General features: G+C 71.8%; 24 protein-coding genes. 17 read left to right on the top strand and 7 right to left on the bottom strand.

Annotated elements, in window-relative coordinates; genetic code table 11:
* The first annotated feature begins 6 nt into the window (after nt 1-6).
* The 4 genes from ACYVLT_RS18735 (at nt 7) to ACYVLT_RS18720 (ending at nt 4,340) form a co-directional block, all read left to right on the top strand.
* Nucleotides 7-528, top strand: coding sequence for a hypothetical protein (locus ACYVLT_RS18735; RefSeq protein ID WP_461121472.1), 522 nt, complete (start codon nt 7-9; stop codon nt 526-528).
* 74 nt (nt 529-602) lie between these two features.
* Nucleotides 603-1,889, top strand: a complete 1,287-nt coding sequence (locus ACYVLT_RS18730; protein WP_461121471.1) for a PepSY-associated TM helix domain-containing protein — start codon at nt 603-605, stop codon at nt 1,887-1,889.
* A 110-nt stretch (nt 1,890-1,999) separates the two neighbouring features.
* Nucleotides 2,000-3,127 carry an MFS transporter gene (locus tag ACYVLT_RS18725; protein ID WP_461121470.1) on the top strand — a complete coding sequence of 376 codons (1,128 nt, stop codon included), beginning with the start codon at nt 2,000-2,002 and terminating at the stop codon, nt 3,125-3,127.
* Nucleotides 3,128-3,170: 43 nt separating this feature from the next.
* Nucleotides 3,171-4,340: an alginate lyase family protein gene (locus tag ACYVLT_RS18720; RefSeq protein ID WP_461121469.1), complete on the top strand. Its 1,170-nt coding sequence runs from the start codon at nt 3,171-3,173 to the stop codon at nt 4,338-4,340.
* A 117-nt stretch (nt 4,341-4,457) separates the two neighbouring features.
* Here the strand turns inward: ACYVLT_RS18720 and ACYVLT_RS18715 are convergent, their stop codons facing one another.
* Nucleotides 4,458-5,744 (bottom strand): isocitrate lyase/PEP mutase family protein, encoded by a 1,287-nt coding sequence (locus tag ACYVLT_RS18715; RefSeq protein WP_461121468.1) that lies wholly within the window; start codon nt 5,742-5,744, stop codon nt 4,458-4,460.
* 56 nt (nt 5,745-5,800) lie between these two features.
* On the opposite strand from ACYVLT_RS18715, the gene ACYVLT_RS18710 reads away from it, so the two are divergent.
* The gene (locus tag ACYVLT_RS18710; RefSeq protein WP_461121467.1) at nt 5,801-6,487 is read left to right on the top strand and encodes an ArsR/SmtB family transcription factor; all 687 of its coding nucleotides are present in this window, start codon (nt 5,801-5,803) and stop codon (nt 6,485-6,487) included.
* A 39-nt stretch (nt 6,488-6,526) separates the two neighbouring features.
* Here the strand turns inward: ACYVLT_RS18710 and ACYVLT_RS18705 are convergent, their stop codons facing one another.
* A complete protein-coding gene (locus ACYVLT_RS18705) occupies nt 6,527-7,282 on the bottom strand; it encodes a PP2C family protein-serine/threonine phosphatase (protein ID WP_461121466.1) in 756 nt (251 codons plus the stop codon).
* Between the two features lie 54 nt (nt 7,283-7,336).
* The gene (locus ACYVLT_RS18700; RefSeq protein WP_461121465.1) at nt 7,337-8,392 is read right to left on the bottom strand and encodes an ROK family protein; all 1,056 of its coding nucleotides are present in this window, start codon (nt 8,390-8,392) and stop codon (nt 7,337-7,339) included.
* A 53-nt stretch (nt 8,393-8,445) separates the two neighbouring features.
* Here ACYVLT_RS18700 and ACYVLT_RS18695 point away from each other — a divergent pair, with 53 nt between their 5' ends.
* Both ACYVLT_RS18695 and ACYVLT_RS18690 read left to right on the top strand, forming a co-directional pair.
* Complete coding sequence (locus tag ACYVLT_RS18695; RefSeq protein ID WP_461121464.1) at nt 8,446-9,465, top strand: Gfo/Idh/MocA family protein; 1,020 nt, start codon at nt 8,446-8,448, stop codon at nt 9,463-9,465.
* On the top strand, nt 9,462-9,923 hold the full coding sequence (locus ACYVLT_RS18690) for a heme-degrading domain-containing protein (protein ID WP_461121463.1): 462 nt from the start codon (nt 9,462-9,464) through the stop codon (nt 9,921-9,923). The genes ACYVLT_RS18695 and ACYVLT_RS18690 overlap by 4 nt, the downstream gene beginning before the upstream one ends.
* 209 nt (nt 9,924-10,132) lie before the next feature.
* On the opposite strand, the gene ACYVLT_RS18685 is transcribed toward ACYVLT_RS18690, so the two are convergent.
* Complete coding sequence (locus ACYVLT_RS18685) at nt 10,133-11,239, bottom strand: serine hydrolase domain-containing protein (protein ID WP_461121462.1); 1,107 nt, start codon at nt 11,237-11,239, stop codon at nt 10,133-10,135.
* A 264-nt stretch (nt 11,240-11,503) separates the two neighbouring features.
* On the opposite strand from ACYVLT_RS18685, the gene ACYVLT_RS18680 reads away from it, so the two are divergent.
* Complete coding sequence (locus ACYVLT_RS18680; RefSeq protein WP_461121461.1) at nt 11,504-13,123, top strand: glycosyl hydrolase family 18 protein; 1,620 nt, start codon at nt 11,504-11,506, stop codon at nt 13,121-13,123.
* A gap of 464 nt (nt 13,124-13,587) precedes the next feature.
* On the opposite strand, the gene ACYVLT_RS18675 is transcribed toward ACYVLT_RS18680, so the two are convergent.
* Nucleotides 13,588-15,357, bottom strand: a complete 1,770-nt coding sequence (locus tag ACYVLT_RS18675; RefSeq protein WP_461121460.1) for a M14 family zinc carboxypeptidase — start codon at nt 15,355-15,357, stop codon at nt 13,588-13,590.
* A gap of 153 nt (nt 15,358-15,510) precedes the next feature.
* On the opposite strand from ACYVLT_RS18675, the gene ACYVLT_RS18670 reads away from it, so the two are divergent.
* Nucleotides 15,511-15,753, top strand: a complete 243-nt coding sequence (locus ACYVLT_RS18670) for a DUF2630 family protein (protein WP_461121459.1) — start codon at nt 15,511-15,513, stop codon at nt 15,751-15,753.
* 88 nt (nt 15,754-15,841) lie between these two features.
* Nucleotides 15,842-16,684: a MerR family transcriptional regulator gene (locus ACYVLT_RS18665; protein WP_461121458.1), complete on the top strand. Its 843-nt coding sequence runs from the start codon at nt 15,842-15,844 to the stop codon at nt 16,682-16,684.
* 61 nt (nt 16,685-16,745) lie between these two features.
* Here ACYVLT_RS18665 and recD2 read toward each other — a convergent pair whose 3' ends face one another.
* A complete protein-coding gene (gene recD2, locus ACYVLT_RS18660; RefSeq protein WP_461121457.1) occupies nt 16,746-18,911 on the bottom strand; it encodes an SF1B family DNA helicase RecD2 in 2,166 nt (721 codons plus the stop codon).
* A 140-nt stretch (nt 18,912-19,051) separates the two neighbouring features.
* Here recD2 and ACYVLT_RS18655 point away from each other — a divergent pair, with 140 nt between their 5' ends.
* The 3 genes from ACYVLT_RS18655 (at nt 19,052) to ACYVLT_RS18645 (ending at nt 22,241) form a co-directional block, all read left to right on the top strand.
* Complete coding sequence (locus ACYVLT_RS18655; protein WP_461121456.1) at nt 19,052-19,726, top strand: response regulator transcription factor; 675 nt, start codon at nt 19,052-19,054, stop codon at nt 19,724-19,726.
* A complete protein-coding gene (locus ACYVLT_RS18650; RefSeq protein ID WP_461121455.1) occupies nt 19,723-20,748 on the top strand; it encodes a HAMP domain-containing sensor histidine kinase in 1,026 nt (341 codons plus the stop codon). The genes ACYVLT_RS18655 and ACYVLT_RS18650 overlap by 4 nt, the downstream gene beginning before the upstream one ends.
* A gap of 161 nt (nt 20,749-20,909) precedes the next feature.
* Entirely contained in the window at nt 20,910-22,241 is a 1,332-nt protein-coding gene (locus tag ACYVLT_RS18645; RefSeq protein ID WP_461121454.1) for a DUF4153 domain-containing protein, read from the top strand.
* Here the strand turns inward: ACYVLT_RS18645 and ACYVLT_RS18640 are convergent.
* Nucleotides 22,216-23,058, bottom strand: a complete 843-nt coding sequence (locus tag ACYVLT_RS18640; RefSeq protein ID WP_461121453.1) for an alpha/beta fold hydrolase — start codon at nt 23,056-23,058, stop codon at nt 22,216-22,218. The genes ACYVLT_RS18645 and ACYVLT_RS18640 overlap by 26 nt on opposite strands.
* A gap of 84 nt (nt 23,059-23,142) precedes the next feature.
* Between ACYVLT_RS18640 and ACYVLT_RS18635 the strand changes: the two genes are divergently transcribed.
* From ACYVLT_RS18635 to ACYVLT_RS18620, 4 genes are all read left to right on the top strand, one after another.
* A complete protein-coding gene (locus ACYVLT_RS18635) occupies nt 23,143-23,778 on the top strand; it encodes a TetR/AcrR family transcriptional regulator (protein ID WP_461121452.1) in 636 nt (211 codons plus the stop codon).
* A 101-nt stretch (nt 23,779-23,879) separates the two neighbouring features.
* A complete protein-coding gene (locus ACYVLT_RS18630) occupies nt 23,880-25,019 on the top strand; it encodes a mechanosensitive ion channel family protein (protein ID WP_461121451.1) in 1,140 nt (379 codons plus the stop codon).
* Nucleotides 25,020-25,063: 44 nt separating this feature from the next.
* On the top strand, nt 25,064-25,474 hold the full coding sequence (locus ACYVLT_RS18625; RefSeq protein WP_461121450.1) for a hypothetical protein: 411 nt from the start codon (nt 25,064-25,066) through the stop codon (nt 25,472-25,474).
* Nucleotides 25,475-25,573: 99 nt separating this feature from the next.
* Nucleotides 25,574-26,938, top strand: coding sequence for an AAA family ATPase (locus ACYVLT_RS18620; protein WP_461121449.1), 1,365 nt, complete (start codon nt 25,574-25,576; stop codon nt 26,936-26,938).
* Nucleotides 26,939-26,953: the final 15 nt, after the last annotated feature.

The following is a 26,953-nucleotide window of genomic DNA, read 5'->3' as shown; positions in this document are numbered from 1 at the left end:
GGAAGCGTGGCACCGGCCCCGACCCGAGGCGCCGCGCGCGTGGTGCGCTGCGGTGCGGTCGGGCTGTCCACCGGTCTGCTCGCCGTGCTGGCCCACGCCGGCGGTGGAGGCCACCTGCCCTCGCTGCCGCACGTGCTGGTGTTCGCGCTGGCCATGGCGTGGACGTGCGTGCCGCTGACCGACCGGCAGCTCGGGTTCGCCGAACTGCTCGGCCTGGTCGGCGTGGTGCAGCTGGCCGCGCACGTGTTCCTGGCCGTGCTGTCCCGGCACCCGCGCGACGTGCCGCCCTCGCCGGCGATGCTGCTGACCCACCTCGTGGCCACCGCCATCGTCGTCGCGGCCCTGGCGGGCTTCGAGCAGGCCGTGTTCCGGCTGGCGGCCGCCCTGGCCGCGGTGCTGCCGCGCAGGCTCAGCCCGCCGCCCGCGTTCGCGCCGCTGCGCATCCCGATCGCCGCGCACCCGCCACAGCCGCTGGCCGAGGCACTGCGCCGCCGCACGCTGCCCCGCCGCGGCCCGCCCCACTCCTAGGAACCGCACCTCCCCACCACCGTCCCGCTGTCCGGGGACCGGTGGCACATCCCCATACCTAGGAGTTCTTCGCCATGACCGAGTCCTGGCGCGGCCTCGTGCTGCGCTTCCACTTCTACGCGGGCGTGCTCGTCGGCCCGTTCGTGTTGATAGCCGCCCTCACCGGCGTGCTCTACGCCGCGACCCCCCAGTTGGAGTCGTGGCTCTACTCCGATCAGCTGCGAGTACCCGCGTCCACCTCGTCGGTGCCGCTGTCACAGCAGGTGAAGGCGGCGGTGGCGGCCCGACCCGGCGACCAGCTGGTCGCCGTCCGGCCCGCACCCGAACCCGGCGCGACGACCCGCGTGCTGTTCGCGAGCGACGGCGACGCGCGCCCGACCGTGTTCGTCAACCCCGCCGACGGCGCGGTGGTCGGCGACCTGATGACCTACGGCACCAGCGGCGTCCTGCCGCTGCGCACCACGATCGACTCGATCCACCGCAACCTGCTGCTCGGCGAACCCGGCCGGATCTACAGCGAGCTGGCCGCGTCCTGGCTGTGGGTGGTGGCGCTGGGCGGCGTGTTCCTGTGGTTCAGCCGCCGCCGCGCGCAGCGGGTCAAGCCCACCACCAAGCGGCACGCCACGCTGGGCCTGTGGGTGCTGGTGGGCGCGCTGTTCCTGTCCGCGACCGGCCTGACGTGGTCGACCTACGCCGGTGAGAACGTCGCCGCCGTGCGCCAGGCGCTCGACTGGACCACGCCCGCGCTGTCCGGCGGCGGCGACCACGCCGGGCACGACATGACCGACCCCATCCCGGTGTCACCCGGCGAGGTGGACTCCGTCCTGGCCACCGCCAGGTCGGCGGGCATCGACGCGGGCACCATCGAGATCGCCGTGCCGCCGATGGCGGGCATGCCGTACAACGTCACGGAGATCGAACGCTCGTGGCCGACCCAGGTGGACGCGGTGGCCATCTCCGGCGGCGAGGTCGTGGACGAGGTGCGGTTCGCCGACTACCCGCTGGCGGCCAAGCTGACCAGGTGGGGCATCGACGCGCACATGGGTGTGCTGTTCGGCTGGCCCAACCAGCTCGTGCTGCTGGCGCTCGGGCTCGGCCTGGTGGCGCTGGTGGTGCTGGGCTACCGGGTGTGGTGGCTGCGCCGCCCGACCACCGGCTTCGGTAGGCCGGTGCCGCGCGGCCAGTGGCGGAAGGTGCCGCGGGCGCAGTTCGTCGCCGTCCTGGCCGTGGCCGCGGCCGTGGGCTGGTTCGTACCGCTGTTCGGGCTGAGCCTGCTGGCGTTCCTGCTGGTCGACGTGGTGCTGAGCACGCGGGCGCGGCGCAAGGAGGTCACCGAGCCGGCCGAGCCGGTGTCCGGGTAAAACGGCGCGACGGCCGAGCCGGGTGCGGGTTAGCCTCAGCCATGCGCTTCGGTTGACGCCCCGTACCGCCCCCGGCTCGGCCGCTGGCCCGCCTCGCGGTGGGTTGGGCGGTGCTGGCCGACACCGTGCCGATCTACCCGCTGTACGCGCTGCTGTTCGTGTCCACCGGGCTGTCGGACGCCGAGGTCTCGGCGCTGTTCGCGATCTGGTCGACGGTCGCGGTGGTGGCCGAGGTGCCGTTCGGCGCGTTCGCGGACCGGTTCTCCCGGAAGTGGTCGATCGTCGGGGCCGGTGCGTGCCAGGCGGCCGGTTACGCGTTGTGGACGGTGCTGCCCGGGTTCACCGGTTTCGCCGTGGGTTTCGTGCTCTGGGGCGTGGGTGGCGCGATGTCGTCCGGCGCGGTGGAAGCGCTGGTGCACGACGGGTTGGCCGAGGTCGGCGCCGCCGCGCACTTCGGGCGCGTGCTCGGTCGCGTCACGGCGGTCGGGCTGCTGGCCCAGATCCCGGCCGCGCTGCTGGCGGTGGTGCTGTTCTCGTCGGGTGGCTTCGTGCTCGTCGGGTGGGTGAGCGTGGCGACGTGCCTGGGCGCGGCCCTGGTGGCGACCCGGCTGCCGGAGACGCCGCGACCGGAACCCTCGGGCTACCTGGCCCTGTTGCGGTCCGGCCTGGCGGAGACCGTGCGGGTGCCGGACGTGCGGCTCGCCGTGCTGTTGGTGGCGATGCTGGCGGCGATCGACGCGTTCGAGGAGTACTTCCCGCTGGTCGCGGCGGGTTGGGGGGTGCCGGTGGCGTGGGTGCCGGCGGCGACGCTGGCGATCCCGTTGGCCGGTGCGGCGGGGGCGGCGCTGGGTGGGACGCGGCTGCCGTTGGGCGTGCTGCTGGGTGGGTCGGCGGTGCTGCTGGGCGTGGTGGGTGTGGTCGCGCACCCGTTCGGGCTCGCGGGCGTGGCCGTGTTCTACGGCGTGTACCGGCTGGTGTGGGTGAGCGCGGAGGCGCGGTTGCAGGCGCGGATCACGGGTGACGCGCGGGCGACCGTGACGTCGGTGGCGGGTCTGGGCAGCGAGGTGCTCTCGTTCGCCGTGTACGGGGCTTGGGTGTTCGGTGGTGTGGTGGCGGTGGCCGTCGTGGTGCTCGTGCCCGCGTTCGTCCTGCCCAGGGCCTTCTCCGCGCACAGGGCGCTTTCCGGCCGGTCGCGCTCCCGGCCGGAAGTGGACGACGCGGTCGTTTCACCACCGTGAACCTTGTTGACGGATGTGGTCCAGACCACACAAGCTCGTGGTCATGGTTGGGAAATCGGTCTTCACCGCCGTTCTGGTGGCGGTCGGCTTGGTGGTGGTGCCGTCGCAGTCTCCGGCGGCGCCGGCCACGTTCACCCACCCCGGGGTGTTGGTGAGCAAGGGGCAACTGGACTTCGTGCGGGCCAGGGTGAACGCGGGCGCGCAGCCGTGGCGCGGCGCGTTCGACCAGATGGTGGCGCACCCGTTCGCTTCGCTGTCGCGCGTGCCGAAGCCGCGTGCGGTGGTGGAGTGCGGGTCGTACTCCAACCCGAACTACGGGTGCACGGACGAGCGTGAGGACGCGTTGGCGGCCTACACGTTGTCGCTGGCGTGGTACGTGACGCGGGACAACCGGTATGCGGCCAAGGCGATCGAGATCATGGACGCGTGGTCGGCCACGATCCGCGACCACACCAACACCAACGCGGCGTTGCAGACGGCGTGGGCGGGGTCGTCGTGGCCACGTGCCGCAGAGATCATCAAGCACGTGCACGGGAACTGGCCGAACTCCGGCCGGTTCGCGACCATGCTGCGGGAGGTCTACCTGCCGGAGATCGTCAACGGCCGTGCGGCGACGAACGGCAACTGGGAACTGTCCATGATGGAGGCCACGCTCGGGATCTCGGTGTTCCTGGAGGACCGGGCCGTGTACGACCGGGCGGTCTCGACCTTCCGCACCCGGATGCCCGCGTACGTCTACCTGACCACCGACGGCGCGCTGCCCCGCACGCCGCCGGGCAGCGGCATCGACACCCGTGACGAGATCATCTCGTACTGGCACGGCCAGAGCACGTTCGTGAACGGCCTGGCCCAGGAGACGTGCCGCGACTTCGCCCACACCGGTTTCGGCCTGGCCGCCGCCGCGCACATCGCCGAGACCGCCCGTCACCAGGGCCAGGACCTGTGGTCGGAGGTCCGCGAACGCCTGCGGCACGCCTACGGCCTGCACGCCAAGTACCAGCTGGGCACCGAACCGATGCCGTCCTGGCTCTGCGGCGGCACCCGCAACCAGGCCCTCGGCCCGACGACCGAGGTCGCGTTCAACGCCCTGCACACCCGCCTGGGCATCGCCATGACCAACACCCAGACCTTGACCGAACGCCAACGCCCGGCCGGCACCGACCGCCTGTTCATCGCCTGGGAAACCCTGACCCACGCCACCAACCCCCACTAACCGCGAGAGTCCAACGTCCAGCACGCGAGAGTCCTACGTTCGCGATACCCGAGTTGAACGCTGAGCGTTGAATTCGGGTGTCCTGAACGTACGACTCTCGCGGCTTGGGCGTTGGACTCACGGGGTGGTCAGGGAGTTGGTCTCGGGGTAGGTGGGGAGGTCGGTGGGGAGCGGGGTGTGGTCGCGGACGGCGTCGGCGGTGCGGACGGTTTCGGCCAGGGCGGCGCGGAAGAGGAGGGAGCCCGTGCTCACGCGGCGGACGCCCAGGTCGCGGAGGGTCGGGGTGGGCAGGTCAGGGAGGACGTTCAGCGGCACGGGCAGGGCGGCGACCGCCGCGGCGATCCCGTGTTCCTGCTTCAGGCCCGGGATGAAGACGCCGTCGGCGCCGGCGTCCACGTAAGCCAGCGCACGGCTGAGCGTGGACGGCCGGTCCACGGCCACCCAGTGCGTGTCCACGCGGGCGTTGACGAACAGACCCGGTGCGGCCTCCTTGAACGCGCGGATGATCCCGACCTGCTCCTCGGGGTCCGCCAGACCGGCGCCACGCCCGTCCTCGACGTTCACGCCCGCCACACCCAGCTCCCACAGCTCCGCCGCCAACGAGCGCACGTCGCCGCCGAACCCCGCCTCCACGTCCACCGTCACCGGCACGGGCAGCCGCACCAGCATCCGCGCCAACGCCACCGTCGCCTCACGCGCCACCCCCGCCGCGTCCGGCAGACCGTGCGCCACCGCCACGCCCAGGCTCGTCGTGCCCACCGCCGCGTACCCGGCCCGCACCAGCGCCGCCGCCGACGCGAAGTCCCACGCGTTCGGCAGCACGAGGAAGTCCTCGTGCAACCGGTGGAACGCCCGCGCCCCCTCCACCAGCGCCAACGCGTGCGCCCGCCCCGGGCACGCGTGCCGCCCCGCGCCGAACCACGCCTCGCTGAGGTCCACCTCGACCACCGACCCGTCCGGCGCGACCCGCCGCGTCAGCGGCACCGGCGGCTCCACCCCGGCGATCAACGCCCGGGTCGCGTCGCACGCCTGCACCAGCAGCCCGATCCGGTTGGCCGTCTCCTCGTCCCACACCCCGCCGCACGCGGAAACCAGCCGCGCCACCGCCTCGTCGGCCTCCCGCGTCACGGGGACGTGCGGCTGGTAGCACGCGGCCACCACCGCCACGTCCGACGCGACCGACCCCGGCAGCCCCGACGCCGAGGCCAGCACCGCCACCGGGTCACCCGCCCGCCGCAACGACGAAAGATCCACAGTGGACAGCAGCCGCTCCACCAACGCCCGCCGCCGCACGTGGTCCGCGCCCTCGCTGAACCGCGCCACGCCGGCCCGCAACCACGCCACCCCGGACGTCGCGGCAGGCACCGGCGTCACCACATAAGCCTCATCCGACAGAACACGCATGCGGCCAACGTAAGCCCAGCTCACTTCGGCGCGCACCGAACCGTCCCCGTCGCATAATGGCGCTCGTGGCAGCAGACGAACTGGCGAACCTGGCCGCGCTGCTCGCCGACCGCAGCCGCGCCCGGTTCCTGCTCGCGCTCATGGACGGCCGCGCGTGGACCTCCGGCGAACTGGCCGCCGCCGCCGCGGTCGCACCGTCCACGGCCAGCGAGCACCTGACCCGCCTGGTCGAGGGCGGCCTCCTGGTCGAACGCCGCCAGGGCCGCCACCGCTACGTCCAGCTCGCCGGGCCCAGGCAGGCCAGGCTGCTCGAAGACCTGCTCGGCTACCTCGGCCCCACCGCGTCCCCGGAGCGCACGCTCCGCGCGTCCGCCGCCACCCAGGCCCTGCGCCGCGGCCGGACGTGCTACGACCACCTGGCCGGACGCCTGGGGGTGGCCATCACCGACGCCATGACGGCCCGCGGCCTGCTCACCGACGACCTCGCGGTCACCGACGACGGCCTCGCGTGGCTGGCTGACGAGCTCGCCTTCACCCCGCCGTCCACCCGCCGCCCGTTGGCCAAGGCGTGCCTGGACTGGACCGAGCGCCGTTCGCACCTGGGCGGCGCGGTGGGCGCGCACGTGTGCGCCCACCTGCACGCCCGCGACTGGGTGCGCGGGATCGGCACGGGCCGCGCCGTGCGCCTCACCCCGACCGGCGAGGCGGCTCTGCACCGCCTGCTGGGCGTCTCGGCACCCTGAAGCTCAGCACCCTGAAGCTCAGCTCCTTGGAGCCGGCCGTCAGGCTTGCCCCGTCAGCCACTTCGGCAGCCACGAGGAGTTCCCCGCCGGCAGCACGTCGACCACCACGCACGTGATGTTGTCCGGCCCGCCACCCGCGTTGGCCGCCTCGATCAACGCGCGCACGGTCTCGTCACCGTCCGCGGACCCGGTGAGCAGCCCGGCGATCTCCGTCGCGTCCAGCACGTCCGACAGGCCGTCCGAGCAGATCAGGTAGCGGTCCCCCGCCTCGACGTCCTGGAAGAACAGGTCCGGGTCGTGCGCGCTCCCGGCCTGCAACGCGCGCATGAGCATCGAACGGCCGGGGTGCTCGGCGGCCTGCTCGGCGGCCATCCGCCCGTCGTCCACCAACGCCTGGACCATGGTGTGGTCCCTGGTGACCTGGCTCAGCACGCCCTCGCGGACGACGTAGCAGCGCGAGTCGCCGATGTGCCCGACCGCGAACCGCTCGCCGTCCCACAGCAGCGCGGTGAGCGTGGTGCCCATGCCGCGCATGTCGAAGTTCTCCTCGGCCAGGTCGGTCAGCCGGATCGCGATCTCCCGCGCCGCGCCGGACAGCTCGCCGAGTGGGTCGTCGGCATCCACGTCGAGGTCGGCCAGCACCGCCACCGCGATCGAACTCGCCACTTCGCCGTACGCGTGCCCGCCCATGCCGTCGGCGACGGCGAACAGGCGTTCGCTGAAGTACACGGAGTCCTCGTTCGCTTCACGGCGCAGGCCGGGGTCGGTGCCGACGGCGTACCGGAGCGCATACATGCGCACAGTGAATCACCCGCACGGGTGCCCGTGAGCAGGGCATGACCAATCCGGTCAGCGAGGACGGCCGTAGAACTCGCTCAGGAGGAGCATCGCCGCCCCCGCGGCGACCACGTCATCACCCAACGGGGTGATCGACACGTCCACCGGGAGCCACTCGTCCTTGGGCAACCGGGCGCGCACGCCGTCGAGGTAGGCGGTGGGTTCGGCGAGCACCGCGCGACCGGCCAGCACCACGTGGTCGATGTCGAGCAGCTGCACGAGGTCGGCCACGGCGACGCCCACGATGGACGTCGCCTCGACCAGGTCGCCGCGCGCGGCGGCGAGGTTGTGCAACGCCTCTATGCACCCGCTGCGCCCGCACACGCACGGCGGGCCGTCGAGCTGGATGGTGGTGTGCCCGTACTCGCCCGCGTTGGTGCGCACGCCCCGGTGCACCCGGCCGTCGAGCAGCATCCCGATGCCCAGGCCGGTGCCGACGAGCACGAGCACCGCGTCCCGGAGCTCCTCGCCGCGTCGCCACGCCTCGGCCACGACCGCCGTGTTGGTGTCCTTGTCGAGCACCACCGGCAGGCCGAGCCGCTGTTCGGCCAACGCGCGCAGCGGCACGTCGTGCCACGCGGTCAGGCCGGTCGGGTAGTGCACGACGCCGGTCCGGTGGTCCAGCGGGCCGACGAACCCGATGCCGACCCCGAGCAGCCGGTCGCCGCCGAGCCGTTCGCTGCGCAGGCCGTCGACCAGCCGGTTGAGCTCCTCCACGAACGTCGGCGGGTCGAAGTCGCGCGGCAGCGGCGCCACCGCGCGGTCCAGCACGGTGCCCGCGAGGTCGGTGAGCACGACCCGCAGTTCGTCGCGCTCGACCTGGGCGCCCAGCGCGAGCCGGGAGTCGGCGACGAGCTTGAGCAGGGTGCGCGGCTTGCCGACGCCCACGTTGCGGGTGCCGGACTCGACCAGCAGGCCGTCGTCGATGAGCCTGCTCACCACCTTGGACACCGCCTGCGGGGTGAGCCCGCTGCGGTCGGCAAGCTCGACCCTGGTCACGGCACCGGACCTGGCCAGCCCGAGCACCACCGCGTCGTTGTACCCCCGCAGGAAGCGCAAGTTGGCCACGGGTCCATCATCGCACCTGGCTTTTTACTACACACCGTTGCTTTAATCAGGTCATGCCACTCCGCACCGGACTGCTCGGCTACGGCATCGCCGGCCGGGTGTTCCACGCACCGCTGATAGCTGCGACGCCCGGCCTGGAGCTGAGCGCCGTCGTCACCGCCGACCCGGTGCGACGGGCGCAGGCCGAGGTCGCCCACCCGGGCGTCGCCCTGCCGCGCACGGTCGAGGAGCTGTTCGCGCTCGACCTGGACGTGGTCGTGGTCGCCACCCCCAACCGCACGCACGTGCCGCTGGCGCTGGCCGCGATCGAGGCGGGGCTCGCGGTCGTGGTGGACAAGCCGTTCGCGCCGACGTCGGCCGACGCCCGCCGGGTGCTCCAGGCCGCGCGGTACCGGGACGTGCCGGTGACGGTGTTCCAGAACCGGCGGTGGGACAGCGACTTCCGCACGGTCCGGTCACTGCTGGCCGAGGGCGCGCTGGGCACGGTGACGCGGTTCGAGTCGCGGTTCGAGCGGTGGACGCCGGAGATCTGGGACAACTGGCGCGAGTTCGGGGACCCCGAGGAGGCGGGCGGGCTGCTCTACGACCTGGGCGCGCACCTGGTCGACCAGGCGTTGGAGCTGTTCGGCCCGGTGTCCTCGGTGTACACCGAGCTGGACCGGCGGCGGCCCGGCGTCGAGGTGGACGACGACGTCTTCGTGGCGTTGACGCACGCGAACGGGGTGCGTTCACACCTTTGGGCCAGTTCCGCCGCGTCGCACCACGGGCCGCGGTTGCGTGTGCTGGGCTCGACCGGCGCGTACGTCTCGCACGGGCTGGACCGGCAGGAGGACGCCCTCGCCGCGGGCAAGCCGTTTGACGATTTGTCGACAAATGGCCGGTTGGGGTTGCTGGACGACGCCGAGGAGGTCGTCGGGCTGCCCGGCGCGTACTCCGAGTTCTACCGGCTGCTGGTCGCCGCGCTCACCGAGGGCGGACCGCTGCCGGTCGACCCGGAGTCGGCGGTGCGCGCGCTGGAAGTGATCGAGGCGGCCTTCACCTCCGCCCGGACCGGACAGGTGGTGTCGCCGTGAGCTTGCTGGAGACGTTGGCCGAGCAGGAGTCCCGGCTGGTGTTCACGTCGTTCGACAACGAGGTGGCACTGGCGCTGGGCGCGTTCCTGCTGGCGGCGGCGCGCGAGCGGTCGTTGCCGGTCACGATCTCGGTGCGACGGGGGCAGCAGCGCCTGTTCCACGCGGCGCTGCCGGGCACGTCGGCGGACAACGACGAGTGGATCGACCGCAAGAGCCGGGTGGTCGACCGGTACGGGCAGAGCTCGTTCCGGGTCGGCGAGAGCTTCCGCGCGAACGGCAAGACGTTCGAGGCCGACTCGCGCCTGGACCCCGACCGCTACGCCGCGCACGGCGGCGTGTTCCCCGTGACCGTGGCCGGTGTCGGCGTGGTGGGCACCGTCGGCGTGTCCGGCCTGCCGCAGGCCGACGACCACGCGTTCGTCGTGGAGCAGGTCGAGGAGTTCCTCGCCGGCGCGTAGACCACGGGCGCACCGGCTCCGCCCAGCCGCCGCGCCCCTCCCCACCCGACGGCCCGTCCCACCCCCGGACGGGCCGTCGGGCGTTTCCGCCCAGGCCGGCCACATCCGTCCCTCGGGAAGCGTCAACGCGGTGAGGGCGCCCCGACCGGGCACCCTCACCGCGCTTCCGCCGCCAGCCGTCAGCCGTCAGCGGTTCAGCCGTCAGCGGTTCAGCAGAACACCTCGGCCAGCAGCTCCTCGTAGCCCGCGATCGCGCCCGGGTCGGGGGCGGTGCTCACCGACACCGTCAGGCGGGTCTTCGTGTCCGGCGTGCTGATCATCAGGCTGGCGTAGCCCGGGATGCCGCCGCTGTGACCCCAGACGGTCCCGCCGCACGGCAGCTCGTCCTCCTTGATGCCCAGGCCGTAGCCGCCGGTGATCGGCAGTGCCGAGGTCAGCTCCGCCTGCTGCGCCGGGCGGAGCAGCCTGCCGTCCAGCAGCGCGTCCACGAACCGGTCCAGGTCGGCCGTCGTGGAGATCATCTCGCCCGCCGCGTACGCGACCGACGGGCTGAACTCCGTGATGTCGACGACCTGCCCGCCGGCCCGGATGTAACCGTGCGCGTGCGGGCCGGGGATGCCGGCGCGGGTGCCGGGCACGGACGTCGACCGCAGGCCCAGCGGACGCAGGACGCGCTGCTCCACCGCCGCGCCGTAGGGCTTGCCGGTGACCTTCTCCACCAGCATCCCGGCCACCACGTAGTTGGTGTTCGAGTACCGCCACTCGGTGCCGGGCTGGAACTCCAGCGGCCGCGACGTGGACAGGGCGACCAGCTCGGCGGGCGTCCACGTCTTGTACCGGATGGACAGCACGCCGTCCGGGCCGGGCGGCAGCGCGGACGTGTAGTTGTAGAGACCGCTGGTGTGCTGGAGCACGTGCCGCACGGTGATCCGGTCGCCGTCCGGCAGCAGGCCCGGCAGGTAGCGCTGCACCGGCGCGTCCAGCTCCACCTTGCCCTCGCCGACCAGCTGGAGCACGACGGTCGAGACGAACGTCTTGGTGATGCTGCCGACCCGGAACCGACCGTCGGTCGGCACGGGACGCGGCGAGTCGACCAGCGCCGTGCCGCTGCGCGCGGTGAACTCGTGCCGCCCGTCGTGGACGCGGACCTGGACCCCCTGCGCGCCGGTGCGCGCCATGTCGTCCAACGCCTTCTGCACGACCTGCCGGTCGATCCGGCCGGCCTGGTCGACCGACGGCTCGGCCACCGCCGTCCCCCCGATGCCCACGACCGCCAGCCCCACGACGGCGACCAGGGCGATTCCCCTCTTGCCCATCGACTTTTCCTCCCTCTGCTGCCGAGAACCCTCGACGACTCCGAGTCTGGCCGCCCGGTGGCGTCACTACGTCCGACTCCGGTCTGGGAGGGGGTCCGACTTTAGGCTCGTCGACCCTTAGTGGTCGACCGTGCTTCGGAACCGGTTCCGAAGGGTTCACCACTAGTCCGTTCGAGTGACGACAATGGTCTAGACCTTGACCGTGAAGTGGTCTGAACCACATGGTGACCTCAACCCTGCACTCCTTTCCTGACAAGGAGCACGATGTCCAAGATCCGATGGCATGTCACAGCGTTGTTCGTGGCGGTCGCCACGTTGGTGGTGGGGCTGGTCGTCGCGCCCGCGGCCAGCGGTGCGGGCGGCGTCTCGGCCACCTTCAGCAAGGGCTCGGACTGGGGCACCGGGTACGAGGGCAAGTACACGATCAAGAACGGCGGCACGTCCGCCCTGACCTCGTGGACGGTCGAGTTCGACCTGCCCGCCGGCCACAAGGTCAGCTCCCTGTGGGACGGCTCCTACACCGCCGCCGGCCAGCACGTGACCGTGAAGAACACGTGGAACGGCAACGTCGGCGTGGGCGGGTCGGTGAGCTTCGGCTTCAACGTGACGTACTCCGGCACGTTCAGCGGGCCGGCCAACTGCAAGCTGAACGGCGCGTCGTGTGACGCCGGCGGGACCAACCCGACGACGACCACCACGACCACCACGACAACGACGACCACCACCACCACGGGTACGACCACGACCACGTCGAACCCGCCGGTCGGGTCGCGGAAGAACCTGGGTTACTTCACCCAGTGGGGCGTCTACGGCCGCCAGTACTTCGTGAAGAACATCCACACCTCCGGCTCGGCCGCGAAGCTGACGCACATCAACTACGCGTTCGGCAACGTGCAGAACGGCCAGTGCACCATCGGTGACGCCTACGCCGACTACGACATGGCCTACACCGCCGCGAACTCGGTCGACGGCGTGGCCGACACCTGGGACACCGGCGCCCTGCGCGGTTCGTTCAACCAGCTGCGCAAGCTCAAGAAGATGTACCCGCACATCAAGGTGCTGTGGTCGTTCGGCGGTTGGACCTGGTCGGGCGGCTTCGGCCAGGCGGCGCAGAACGCGGCGGCGTTCGCCGAGTCCTGCCACCGGCTCGTCGAGGACCCGCGCTGGGCGGACGTGTTCGACGGCATCGACATCGACTGGGAGTACCCGAACGCGTGCGGCCTGAGCTGCGACACCAGCGGCTTCGGCTCGTTCAAGACGCTGTCGCAGGCGCTGCGCAACCGGTTCGGCGCCAACTACCTGGTGACGGCCGCCATCACGGCGGACGGGTCGAACGGCGGCAAGATCGACGCGGCCGACTACGGCGGCGCGGCGCAGTACCTCGACTGGTACAACGTCATGACCTACGACTACTTCGGCGCGTGGGCGGCGCAGGGCCCGACGGCTCCGCACTCGCCGCTGACGTCGTGGTCGGGCATCCCGACGGCCGGGTTCTACTCCGACGCGGCGATCCAGAAGCTGAAGGGCAAGGGCGTGCCGGCGGCCAAGCTGCTGCTGGGCATCGGCTTCTACGGCCGTGGCTGGACGGGCGTGACCCAGTCCGCGCCGGGCGGCACGGCGACCGGCGCGGCGCCGGGCACGTACGAGGCGGGCATCGAGGACTACAAGGTCCTCAAGACCAAGTGCCCGGCCACCGGCACCGTCGCGGGCACGGCGTACGCGCACTGCGGCAACCAGTGGTGGAGCTACGACACCCCGTCCACCATCGGCGGCAAGATGGGCTACGCCAAGACCCAGGGCCTCGGCGGCGCGTTCTTCTGGGCGCTCGACGGTGACACCTCCAACGGCGAGCTGATCACCGCGATCGGCAACGGCCTGAAGTAACCCTGCACCACCCGAAGGGCCCTGCGGGCGTCTCCCCCGCAGGGCCCTTCACCGTCCCACCTCCCGCTCCCGCGAGAGTCCTACCCTCAACCCCCGAGAGTCCTACGTTCAAACCGCGCGTGTCCTACGTTCAGAACGCGCGTGTCCTACGTTCAGGTACCCCGAGTTCTACATTCGGGACACCCGAGGGGGCCTTCCACCCGCCCGGATCCTCCCCTCGACGCCCCGTACGGCGTGACCGCCGTCAACGACGACCCGCCGCGGATCAACAGGGGCGACCGACCAGCGATGATCGTCCTGAGCGTTGAATTCGGGGTACGCGAACGTAGGACTCACGCGTTCTGAACGTAGGACTCTCGCGTTCTGGAGGTAGGACTCTCGCGTTCTGGAGGTAGGACACGCGGGTTTGAGCTGGGGTCGAGCCGGGGCCCGCGGGTGGAACATGCGGGCCCCGGGGAGGGCGGTCAGACGGTCAGGCTCCAGGAGTTGATGTAGCCGGTGTCGGCCGAGTACACGTCCTGCACCTTCAGCTGCCACGCGCCGTTGCGCGCCTCCGAGGAGACGTTCGCCGTGTACGTGGTGTCGATGTTGTCGCCCGAGTCGTTGTTCGACGCCTTCAACCGGTACGACGTGCCGTCCGGCGCGACCAGGTCGATCACCAGGTCACCCCGGTAGGTGTGCACGATGTGCACCTCCACCTGCGACGTCGCCGAGGCGTTGCCCTCGCAGCCGGCGATCGTGATGGTGCTGGTGACCGCCGCGCCGTTGTCCGGCACGCTCACGTCCGCGTCGTTGGTCGCCTTGGCGCACCCGACCGGCGGGTTGCCGCCGCCACCGTAGGGATTGGCCGCCTTCTTCGCCGCGTACATCAGCATCGGCTTCGTCTTCGGCCAGAACGTCGACGCCTGGCACGAGAACGCCGGGAAGAACCCGGAGCACGTGCCCGACGACGGCCCGATCTCCCACACGAACGACGCCACGCCCAGGTCGTCGTACACCCAGTCGTCCGTCGCGCCGGCCGCGTTGTACAGCACCTCGCCCGGCTGCCCGTACTGCCAACCGCCGGCCAACGACGCCATGTCACGCGCCATCCCGCGCAGCGCCGCGTCGTTGCCCGTCTTGTACGACGTCGTCCAACCCCACGGGAACAGCACCAGGTTCGAGTAGCTGTGCATGGAGATCACGACACCGGTCGTGTCGGCGGGCGCGGCGTCGGTGTTGCCGGTGCCGCGGCGGTCGCGGTAGAGGCTGCGCCACAACGCCTGCAACGCCTTGGTCTCCACCTCGGAGTTCGCCGACGGCCCCTTGTAGGTCTGGTCGCACGGGTTGGAGGACGTGCCCGCGCCGCCCCAGTGGGAGTCGGTGTTGCGGTTGAGGTCGATGCCGATCTGCGACGACGACGTGCCCGAGCAGTTCGACCCGTTCGTGGTGTTGGCGTTCTTGCGCTGGTAGCGCGGCGAGTTGCCGCCCTGCTGCACGATGTTCACGCCGTCCGGGTTGGCGATCGGCACGACCCACACCTCGGTCGTGTCGAGCAGCGCGGTCACCTCGGCGTCGACGCCGTAACCGGTGGTCAGGTGGTCGATCCACTTCCACGCCGTGTCACCGGTGGTGAGCTCGCGGGCGTGCAGCTGGCCCATCACGAAGAACCGGGGCTTCGGCGCGGACGTGCTCAGCGCGCAGTCGCCCGCGTTCTTCTTGGTGATGCAGACGGCCCGCAGGTCGTACCCGCCCGCGCCCTGGGTCTTCTTCCACGAGTCGCCGTAGTCGACCAGGGTGGTCAGGTTCGGGTACTGCTGACCGACCAGGTCGAGGTGCGACCAGTGGGCGTTGATGGTGCGGTAGCCGCCGTAGTAGGTCTCGTTGATGTCGGCCGCGTCGAACGTCGGCGACTGCGACTTCTTGGCGGGCGGCTGCCACTGCGGGGCCGGCAGCACCTCGTCGATCACGGCGGTGAAGCCCGCCTGCTTGAGGCCGGCGCCGGTGCTCGCGTCGCCGAGCACGAACAGGTAGTCGCCGTCGCGGTCCTCCAGAACGTCGAAGCCGCGCCCGAGCAGGTTCTGGGCGGCGGCGCCGAGCGGCGCGTGGACCTTGTAGACGTAGGTCGGTCCGGCTTGGACCGCGGCGACCTCGGGTGCGGGACCGGCGGTGCCGGGGATGCCCCCGGTGACCACCGCGGCCGCCGCGACACCGGCTATGGCCAGCGTCAGCAGGGAACGTCTGGTCGACTTCACGGTTGTTCCTCCTAGGCAGGGTTGAGCTGGAGGATGCGGGACGAACCGCCGTCTTGCACACCCGCCATCCGGCCATTCCTCTCCGTTATGCCTCGGGGTTTTGACTGGTGACGGTGAGGTACCCCGGCCCTTGGTCCGGATGGAGGAGGAATCGTGACGGACGAGGAACTAGTCGAGCGCATCACCCGGCTGGTGGAGGAAGAGCACCGGTTGGAGGGATCCCGCATCGGCGAGGGCCTGAGCGCGGGCGACGCCAGGCGACTGCGGGACCTCGAAGTCGCCCTGGACCAGACGTGGGACCTCCTGCGCCAGCGCCGCGCCCGCCGGGCCGCCGGCATGGACCCGGACGGCGCCAAGCCCCGCGACCCCCGCACCGTCGAGGGCTACCGCCAGTAGTGCGCGCCACTCGTTCGCGGCAGTACTCCGCGCCGGAGGTGCACGGGCGCTTGACCCGGCCCTTGGGGCAGCCCGCAGGGTCGTCGCCATGGAGGATGTGGGGGTGGCACGGCTACCGGGTGGACGGCTGCTGGGCACCGGCGAGTTCGCCCGCCGCTCACGGCTGTCGGTGAAGGCGCTGAGGCTGTACGAGCGCCAGGGCCTGCTGCGGCCGGCCCAGGTCGACCCGGGCAACGGCTACCGGCGCTACCGGGAGGACCAGCTGGTCGGTGCCCGCCTGGTGGCGCTGCTGCGCAGGCTGGACATGCCGCTGGTCGAGGTGGCGAAGATCGTCGCCGCGCCCGAGGGCGAACGGGCAGGCCTGCTCGCCGACTACTGGGCCGGCGTCGAGCACCGGATGGCCGTCCAACGCGGCCTGGCCGCCCACCTCCGCGTCGTGTTGTCCGGAGGGAAGGGTCTGGTGGACATGTACGAGATCAAGCAGCGAGAAGTACCCGAACAGGTGGTCTTGACCGAGCAGCGGCACCTGCTCCAGCCCGCGCTGGAGGACTGGATCACCAGCTCGATGGACCGGCTGGTCAAGGCGGCCGAGGGCCACGGAGGCGTGTCCGACGCGCCGTTCGTCGTCTACCACGGCGAGGTGAACGAGGACAGCGACGGACCGGTGGAGTCGTGCGTGCCGATCGGCGCGGACGGGCCGCCGGCCGGGGTGGCGGCCCGGGTCGAGCCCGCGCACCGGGAGGCGTACGTGCGGCTGACCAAGGCGCAGGTGGTGTTCCCGCAGATCCTGTCCGCCTACGACGCCGTGGCCGCGTGGATCAAGGACAACGGGTTCTCGGTGCACGACGCGCCGCGCGAGGTCTACTTCGCGGACTGGGACACCGCCGGCCCGGACGACGAGGTCTGCGACGTCGCCTTCCCGATGCGCTAGCCGACCACGACCGCGCCGGCCGATCGCGCCGGCCGACCGCGGCTTCGGGCGCGGCACCGCGTCAGACCAGTTGAGCGAGGCGGTGGTCCAGTGCCGTGTGGCGACGTCCGGCGCCCACGGTGCGGACCGCCTGCCCGATCGCCTTGCGCGACCCGACCAGCACCACCAGCTTCTTCGCCCGCGTCACCGCCGTGTAGAGCAGGTTGCGCTGGAGCATCATCCACGCGCTCGTCGTGATTGGGATCACGACGCACGGGTATTCACTGCCCTGTGAGCGGTGAATCGTCATGGCGTAGGCGTGGGTCAGCTCGTCCAGCTCGCCGAACTCGTAGTCCACGTCCTCTTCCTCGTCGGTCCGAACGATCAGCTTCTGCTCCACGACGTCGATCGCCGTGACGATGCCGAGCGTGCCGTTGAAGACGTTCTTGTCGTAGTTGTTGCGCATCTGGGTGACCTTGTCGCCGACGCGGAACACCCGGCCGCCGAAGCGGCGTTCGGGCAAGTCCGGTTTGGACGGTGTCAGGGCCTCCTGCAGCAACGCGTTCAGCCCGCCCGCACCGGCCGGTCCCCGGTGCATCGGCGCGAGCACCTGCACGTCCGTGCGCGGCTTGAGCCCGAACTTGCGCGGGATGCGGTTGGCGACGACGTCCACCACCAGCGCCGCCGCGTCCTCGGCCTCCTCCGCGGGGAACAGGAAGAAGTCCGGCATCCCCTGCACGACGGGGTAGTCGCCGTTGTTGATCCGGTGCGCGTTGGTCACCACGCCGGACTGCTGCGCCTGCCGGAAGATGTGCGTGAGGCGGACGTTCGGGACGGGGCTGCGGTCGGACAGCACGTCGCGCAGCACCTCGCCCGCGCCGACCGACGGCAGCTGGTCGACGTCACCGACCAGCAGCAGGTGCGCGCCCGGTGCGACGGCCTTCGCCAGCTTGTTCGCCAGCAGCAGGTCCAGCATCGAGGCCTCGTCCACGACCACGAGGTCCGCGTCGAGCGGCCGGTCGCGGTCGTAGGCGGCGTCACCGCCGGGCTTGAGCTCCAGCAGCCGGTGCACGGTGCGGGCCTCGTGCCCGGTCAGCTCGGTCAACCGCTTGGCCGCACGGCCGGTCGGCGCGGCCAGCACGACCTTCGCGCCCTTGGCCGCGGCCAGCTTCACGATCGACCGCACGGTGAAGCTCTTGCCGCACCCCGGACCACCGGTCAGCACGGCCACCTTGCGGGTCAACGCCAACCGGACGGCGTCGCGCTGCTTGTCCTCCAGTGACGCGCCGAGCCACCCGAACGCCTTGTCCCAGTCGACCGCCTGGAACGCGGGCATCCGCTCCTCGTCGGTCCTGAGCAGCCGCAACAGCTGGTTGGCCAGGGAGATCTCGGCCCGGTGGAACGCGAGCAGGTAGATGCCCGGCTCGCCGTCCGGCATGATCTCGCGGACCACGCCCTCCTCCGCGACCAGCTCGGCCAGGCACTCGATCACCAGGCCCGCGTCGACCTGGAGGATCTTGATCGCGTCGCCGATGAGCTCGTTCTCGGGCAGGTAGCAGTTGCCGTCGCCGGTCGCCTCGGACAGCGTGAACCGCAACCCCGCCTTCACCCGCTGCGGGCTGTCGTGCGGGATGCCCACGGCCTTCGCGATGACGTCGGCGGTGCGGAACCCGATGCCCCACACGTCGTCGGCCAGGCGGTAGGGCTCCTCCCGCACGACGTCGATCGACTTGTCGTTGTACTGCTTGTAGATGCGCACGGCCAACGACGTCGACACGCCGACGCCCTGGAGGAAGACCATGACCTCCTTGATCGCCTTCTGCTCCTCCCAGGCGGCGGCGATCATCTTGGTGCGCTTCGGACCGAGCTTCGGCACCTCGATCAGGCGCTGCGGCTCGTGCTCGATGACGTCCAGCGCGGCCACGCCGAAGTGGGTGACGATCCGGTCGGCCAGCACCGGCCCGATGCCCTTGATCAGGCCGGAGCCGAGGTAGCGGCGGATGCCCTGGATGGTGGCGGGCAGCACGGTCGTGTAGTCGTCGACGTGGAACTGCTTGCCGTACTGGGGGTGCGAGCCCCAGCGGCCGCGCATCCGGATCGACTCGCCGGGCTGCGCGCCGAGCAGCGAGCCGACCACCGTGACCAGGTCACCGCCGCGGCCGGGGTCGACGCGCGCCACCGTGTAGCCGGTCTCCTCGTTGGCGAACGTGATCCGCTCCAGCACCGCTTCCAGGACCGCGTCAGCCACCCGGTCACCCTAGGACGTGCCACCGACCACCCGACAGCCGGCGCATCGACTCCGGCCCGGCCACGAGCCGTGCCCGGTCTCCACAGGACGTTCACAAGTCACGCCGACCACCTCCACGGCCCGCACATAGAGTCGGCCGCATGACACGCCGGGTTCTGGTGGTCGAGGACGACCTGACCATCGCCGAGTCCGTGGCCGCGCGGCTGCGGGCCGAGGGGTTCGAGGTCGAGCTGGCGCACGACGGCCCCTCGGCCGTCTCACGTGCCCGTGACGTGCGGCCGGACCTGGTCGTGCTGGACGTGATGCTGCCCGGGTTCGACGGGCTGGAGGTGTGCCGGCGGATCCAGGCCGAGCGGCCGGTGCCGGTGCTCATGCTGACCGCCCGGGGCGACGAGACCGACCTGCTGGTGGGGCTCGCGGTCGGCGCGGACGACTACCTGACCAAGCCGTTCTCGATCCGGGAGCTGGCCGCGCGGGTGCACGCGCTGCTGCGGCGGGTCGAACGGGCGGCGTCGGCCGCGTCGGCCCGGATCGCGGTCGCCGACCTGGAGATCGACCTGGCCGAACGGCGGGTGGTGCGCGCGGGCGAGGAGGCGCACCTGACCCCGACCGAGTTCGAGCTGCTGGTGCACCTCGCCGAACGGCCGCGCGCCGTGCAGTCGCGGGAGCGGTTGTTGAGCGAGGTGTGGGGCTGGGCCGACGGCACGGGGACGCGGACGGTGGACAGCCACATCAAGGCGTTGCGGCGGAAGTTGGGCACGGACCTGATCCGGACCGTGCACGGCGTCGGTTACGCGTTGGAGGTGCCCCGGTGAGCCTGCGATCGGCGTTCGAGACCACGGTCGAGCTGCTGCCGCGCCCGCTGGACCCGGTGCGGTCGATCAAGTTGAAGCTCGGGATCCTGCTGGTGTCGGCGATGGCGGCGGGACTCACGTACTTCTGGTACCGCATCCAGTGGCTGGCGCCGGGCACCACGTTCGGCACGATCGCGATCGTGCTGGTGACGTCGCAGATCCTCGCGCACGGGATGACGCGCCCGTTGCGGGAGATGACGGCGGCGGTGCGGGCGATGCGGGCCGGTGACTACAGCAGGCGGGTGCGCGCGACGGCCCGGGACGAGGTCGGGGAGCTGGCCGCCGCGTTCAACCAGATGGCGGCCGACCTGGGTGCGGCGGACCAGCAGCGGCGGGAGCTGATCGCGAACGTCTCGCACGAGTTGCGCACGCCGATCACGGCCTTGCAGAACGTGCTGGAGAACGTCGTGGACGGGGTCGCGCAGCCGGATGCGGCGACCATGCGGACGGCGTTGGCGCAGACCGAGCGGCTCGGCCGGTTGGTGACCGAGCTGCTGGACCTCTCGCGGATCGACGCGGGCGCGCACCGGTTGGACAAGGCGGACTTCGCGCTGGCGCCGTTGCTGGCGGACGTCGTGGCCGAAGCATCGGTGGCCGCCCGGGGGGTGCGGTTCACCGTCGACGTCTCGCCGCCGGGTGCGACTGTCCACGCGGACGAGGCCCGGCTGGCGCAGGTGGTCGCGAACCTGCTGGACAACGCCGCCCGGCACGGTCCGGCGGGTGGTGAGGTGCGGGTGTCCGCGAAGGTGGGCGCGGACCTGGTGCTGGAGGTCGCGGACGACGGGCCGGGCATCGCGCCGCAGGACCGCGACCGGGTCTTCGAGCGCTTCACCCGCGGCGAGCGCGCGGGCGGCGGCGGCACGGGCCTCGGCCTCAACATCGCGCGCTGGGTGGTCGACCTGCACGGCGGCACCATCGCCGTGGTCGACGGCCCGGGCTGCCGCATCCGGGCCACCCTGCCCGCCTCTCCCCCGACCACCTGACCGGCGAGTCGAACACTCAGCACCCGAGAGTCCAACGCTCAAGTCCCGAGAGTCCAACGCTCAGCACTCGAGAGTCCAACGCTCAGGACCCCTGAATTCAACACTCGGAACACCGCCGCGCGTTCGGCGGGCGATGGCGCACGCCCTGGAGGCAACACCCGATGACCCCCAACCGCGCACTGCTCACCGGCGCCGCCGCCGGGATCGCGGCGGCCGTCCTGCTACCCCTGGACGAACCCGGCCTCGGCTGGTCGCTGACCGCCGTCGTCGTCTTCGCGCTGCTGCGCCGGGTCAGACCCGGCTGGGCCGTGCTGTCCGTCGCGCTGTTCGGGGTCGGCGCGTTCGTCGCGGCCGAGTGGTTCTTCACGCTCTGCGCGATCGCCGGTTGCGCCGCCGGATCACTCGCGGTCGTCGGGGGGCGGACCGCACGCGGCCTGGTGTTCGGCTCCGGCGCCGTGCCGATCGCCGCCGTCAGGGCGGTCCCGTGGGTGGCACGAGGCGTGAGGGAACGCGGTGCACCCGCCCTGACCCGCCCGATCCTCATCACCCTCGGCCTGCTGCTGATCTTCGTCCCGCTGCTGGCGGGCGCCGACGCCGCGTTCGCCGACCTGCTGGACGCCATCGCACCCGACGAGACCTCCGGCCGGCCGATCGTGCTGTTCCTGACCGTCGGCCTCGGCACGATGGGCGCGGCCTACCTGCTGGTCACCCGACCGGTCCTCGACGAGACCTCCGACCTGCCCCGCACGGTCGCACGACGTGACTGGGTGCTCCCCGTCGGCGCGTTGGTGCTGCTCTTCGCCACGTTCGTGGCCGTGCAGATCAACACGCTGTTCGCGGGCGACGAGCACGTCATCACCACCCCCGACCTCACCTACGCCGACCACGCCCGGAGCGGCTTCTGGCAACTGCTCGCCGTCGCCGTGCTCACCCTCGGCGTCATCGCGGTCGTCGCACGCCTCGCCCGGCTCGACTCGCCCGACGACCGCCGGTGGCTGCGCGGCCTGCTGGGCGCGCTCAGCGTGCTCACCCTGGTGATCGTCGCCTCCGCCATCGCCCGCATGTGGCTCTACCAGCAGGCCTACGGCTTCACCGTGCTGCGCGTCCTGGTCATCGCCTGCGAGCTGTGGCTCGGCGTCGTCTACCTGATGGTGCTGGCCGCGGGCGTGCGGTTGCGGGCGGGGTGGCTGGCCCGCGCCGTCGTCGGCACGGGTTTCGCCGCGCTCGTCGCCCTGGCCGCGCTCAACCCCGAGCGGTTCATCGCCGAGCGCAACGTCGACCGCTACCACGCCACGCAGAAGATCGACGTCCCGTACCTCGCCGGGCTCTCCGAGGACGCCGTGCCCGCACTCGCCACGCTCCCGGAAGACCTGCGCGCCTGCGCGCTGGGGTTCCGCCGCGTCCAAGGCGACGACTGGCGCTCCTGGAACCTCGGCCGCAGCCGGGCCGCGGCGGCGCTCGCCGAGGTCAGGCCGGCCGGCTGTGCGCGGTGACGTGGTCGGCGACGAGGGCCGCCACCTCGTCGGCGTGGGTGAGCTGCACCCAGTGCCCGGCGTCGATCTCACGCCGCCGCACGTCCGACGCCCACCGCTCGGCGTCCTCGCTCACGCCGGCCGTGACGTACTTGTCCCGCAACGGCTGCACCACCTGCACCGGCACGTCGGTCCGCCGCACGCGCGGTGAGCGCAGTCGCGGGATGAAGTTGGCCCGGTACAGCGCGATGCCCCGCTCACCGTCCGGCACGATGGTCGGCGGCACGTGCGGCGCGACCCCCTCCAGCCGACGCGCGATCGCCTCCCACCGCGGTCCCACGAGGTAGCGCCACACCAGGGGCGCCACGAAGGGCAGGTGGAACACCAGGATGTACCAGGAGTGGAGCAGCTGCTTGAGGTGGCGCTTGGTCGGCCGGCGGCGCATCCAGTGACCGACGTGGTCCAGGCACGGCCCGGAGATCGAGGTGTACGACGCGATCGGCGCGCCGGGCGTGGTCACCGCCTCCCAGGACTGGATGGAACCCCAGTCGTGCCCGACCACGTGCACCGGCGCGTCCGGGCTGACCGCCGCGATCACCGCGAACAGGTCCCGCGCCAGCACCGGCAGCCGGTAGGCGGCCAACCCGCGCGGCGAGGACGACGCACCCGCGCCGCGCACGTCGTAGGTGACCACGTGGAACCGCTCGGCCAGCAGCGGCACGACCTCGTCCCACACGCGGTGCGTGTCCGGGTAGCCGTGCACCAGCACGACGGTCGGTGCGGACCGGTCGCCATGTTCGTACACGGCGAGCCGCACGCCCTCGGACTCCACGAACACCGTTGCCTCCGAGCGCCGGGCCACACCTGCTTACTACGCCTGCGTAGCTTTGTGAAAGCTACGCCACCGTAGCAATATGGTCCGGTGAGCACAACGCGCCGGAAGTACGCACCGCGCATGCCGCCCGGGCAACGGCGCGACCAGCTGCTGGACGGCGCGCTCGACCTCATCGCCGACGGCGGGTTCGACGCGTTGACCATGGAGGCCGTGGCACGGCGGTCGGGCGTGACCAAGCCGGTGGTCTACGAGCTGTTCGCCAACCGCGCCGAGGTGATCGGCGCGTTGCTGCGCCGTGAGGCCGACCGCGCCACCGCCCAGGTGCTCGACGCGATCCCGACCGCCGACTTCGGCGACCGCACACCGGAGGACGTCTACACCGACACCGTCCGCGCGTTCATCAACGCGGTCGTGGCGTCACCGCAGCGGTGGCGGCTGGTGCTGCTGCCGCCCGAGGGCACGCCGGTCGAGTTCCGCCGCCAGGTGGAACTGGTGCGCGCGCAGGTGTCTGAGCAGGTCAACGCCCTGGCGGAGCTGGGGTTGCGGTCCTCGGGCAGCGCCGGGGTGGACGCCGAACTGCTCGGCCACACCATGCTCGCGCTGGCCGAGATGGCGGGTCGGTTGGCCATCACGGACCCGCGGCGGTTCACGCCGAACCGGCTGGTCGGGTTCGTCGGCCAGGTCGCGCACTCGCTGCCGGCGCGCACCCCGCCCGAGGCTTGAGCGCACGTGGGGAATCTCGCAATCGTGCGGCCACCCGCCTGAGTTACTCCGTTCGTGGGTACGGATCACCGGACGTACCCACGCAGAGGAGGTGCCCGTCCATGCTCGCAGCCGTCACCACCTTCGCCGGCTCGCTGCTGGTCGCGCTGCTCGCCGTCACGCTCGTCCACCGGGTGGTCCGCCGCATCGGCCGCCGGTCGCCCCTGTTCGCCGGGCTGGCGCGGCACGCGCACAAACCCGCGGTGGCGGTGGCCGTGCTGGTGGCCGTCCAGTTCTCGCTCGGCGTGGCGGCGCGCGGCGACTGGCGCCCGGTCGCGCTGCACGTGACGGGTATAGCGCTGATCCTCGCCGGCGCGTGGCTGCTCGCCTCGCTGCTGGTGGTGATCGAGGACGCGACGCTGGCGCGCATCCGGGTCGACGTGTCGGACAACCGGCACGCACGCCGCGTGCACACGCAGATCACCCTCGTCCGACGGGTCACCGTGGTGGTGGTGAGCGTGCTGGCGGCGGCCGCGGTGCTGATGACGTTCCCCGGCGCCCGTGCCGCCGGGACGAGCCTGCTGGCCTCGGCCGGTGTGATCGGCGCCATCGCCGCGCTGGCGGCGCAGTCGTTGCTGGGCAACGTGTTCGCGGGCGTGCAGATCGCGTTCAGCGACGCGTTGCGGCTGGACGACGTGGTGGTCGTGGAGAACCAGTGGGGCCGCATCGAGGACATCACGCTGACCTACGTGGTCGTGCACCTGTGGGACGACCGGCGGCTGATCCTGCCCACCGCCTACTTCCTCAAGACCCCGTTCGAGAACTGGACGCGGACCCAGTCGGCGCTGCTGGGCACGGTGGAGCTGGACCTCGACTGGACGGTGCCGGTGGAGGAGTTGCGGCAGGAGCTGCGGCACGCGCTGGAGACGAACGACCTGTGGGACGGCCGGGTCTGCGTGGTGCAGGTGACCGACGCGGTCGGGTCGTTCGTGCGGATCCGCGCGCTGGTGAGCGCGTCGGACGCCGGACGGCTGTGGGACCTGCGGTGCGTGGCGCGCGAGCACATGGTCGGCTGGCTGCGGTCGCGGCACCCCGGCGCGCTGCCGCAGGTGCGGGTGCGCGACCTGCCCCGCGCCTCCGGCCACTCCCTCACGCCGGCGGCGAACGGCTCGTCGGACAACCGGGTGTTCGGCGAGAGCGCGGACGGCCAGGAGCGGGTGCAGGCGTTCAGCGGCCCCGACCAGGCCGTGCAACCGCGCTGACCTCCCGTTCCGTCCTGGTAGCAGGATCGGCCGCAGGAGGGCGCATGCGAAGGACCGCGGTACTGGTGCTGACGGGGTTGGCGCTGGCGGGCTGCGCCGAACGACCGGTGGACACCGGCTCGACCGGCCCGGAGCCCGCGATCACGTCGGCCGCCGTGCCGTCGACCGCCGTGCAGCCGAACAAGCTCAGCCCGCACGGACTGGACGTGCTCAAGGACGCCGAGCGCGACGGCGCGAGAACGATCGGCCTGACCGTCTCCACCGAACCCGGCAAGGCCGCCGAGGTGGCCGCCGCCGTGCGACGGCTCGGCGCGACGGTGGAGACCACCGACCCCGCCATCGGCTACGTCCGCGTCACCGCCCCGATCGAGGCGGTCGCGACGCTGGCCGGCATCGAGGGCATCAGCCGGGTCGACGTGGACGAGCCCCTCTCCAACGGCGACCCCACTCCTTAGCTGCCAGGGGTTTCGCCGCGCGACCACCCGGGTAAGCGCTCCTCAAGCACGGTGCAGGCGCTTCCGCTCCACCGGCGGGTCAGGAGTGGAGGTGTGGCGATGCACTGGTCTCTTCAGCTCGCGGTCCCGATCACCAGCGGTTTGACGGTGGCGGCGATCGTGGCCCTCGTCCGGGCATTACGGGCGCGTCGGCGCGTGCCCAACGCGTTGGCGCAGAAAGTCTACCGTCGCAACTACCTGTCCAGGATCCTGCGCGCCTCCCAGGACAAGGGGGTGCGGCGGTTGCACGCCGTCGTGCCGAACCTGACCCCGGCGGCGGGCAACGAGCAGCTGATCCGCATCCAGGAGGCGTGGGAGAAGATCAACGCGCGCGGCGAGGTCCGGGTCGTGACCAGCCACGAGGGCATCGTGGGTGCCGCCGAGCTGGCCGCGCGCGGTATCGAGGTCCGCGTCGACCGCTCGCACAACACCAACGACCTGTCGTTCCACGTCCTGGGCGGCGAACGGGACAGCGTAGTGGTCAACCACCGCACCGCGCGGGGCGACCGGCCGTCCCTGCTCGACGGCCCCGAGCCCGCGCAGGTCTTCCAGAACAGCTTCGACCTGTCGTGGGCGGACGCCGTGCCGCTGGAGTCGGTGCTGGCCGAGGAGGCGCTGCGGCGCGGTGACACCGTGCAGCGGGCGTGCGCCCGGTCACACGACGTGCGGGTGAAGTACCGGCTGGACGACGCCGTGACCACGTCGCTGGTGCGGCACGTCGCGTTCCGGCACTCCGCTGCGGTCGTGTTCATCGTCGGGCAGCCCGGTGTGGGCAAGTCGACGGTGCGCAGGCGGCTCGCGGCCAAGCTGGGCGCGCTGCGGTTCCAGGTGGTGGAGCTGACCGACTACCCGTTCGCCTTCCACGACCACGTGCACCGCCAGATCGCCCTCGAAGGCGCCCGCGGCGCTGGGTTCACCGCGCACACGGGCGGCGCGTTCCACGTGCGCGACGAGAGCGACCTCGAACCTGCGCTGCGATCGCTGTCCAATAAGGTGTGGGAGAACCGCGGCCACACCCGCATCACGCTGGTCGAGTTCGCCCGGTCCGACCTGGCCGCCGCGTTCCAGGTGTTCGGCGACGAGGTGCTGGCGGCGGCGCAGGTGATCCACGTGACGGCGTCCGCCGAGACCCGCGCGGCCCGCCTGGCACGACGCGCGCAGCCGCCGAAGCTGGCGGTCGTCGGGCACGACATCGTGATCAGCCCATCCGACGACCACCAGCTGCCGAGCCCGGCCGCGAAGTCCCTGTACGCCTCGGACGACGGCTACCGCCAGCTCGGCCGCATCACGGCGTTGAAGGGCCGGGTGCACCGGATCGACAACGACCGGGACGACGTGGAGCCGGCCCGCGCCGACGAGGAGCTGGAAGAGTTCATCAAGGCCGTCGTTCGGCCCTACAAGGCATCGAGGACCGTCGCAGCGTAGACCGGGAAAGGCTCA

Source organism: Saccharothrix stipae, assembly GCF_054781895.1.
This window is presented reverse-complemented; position numbering and strand designations above follow the sequence as displayed.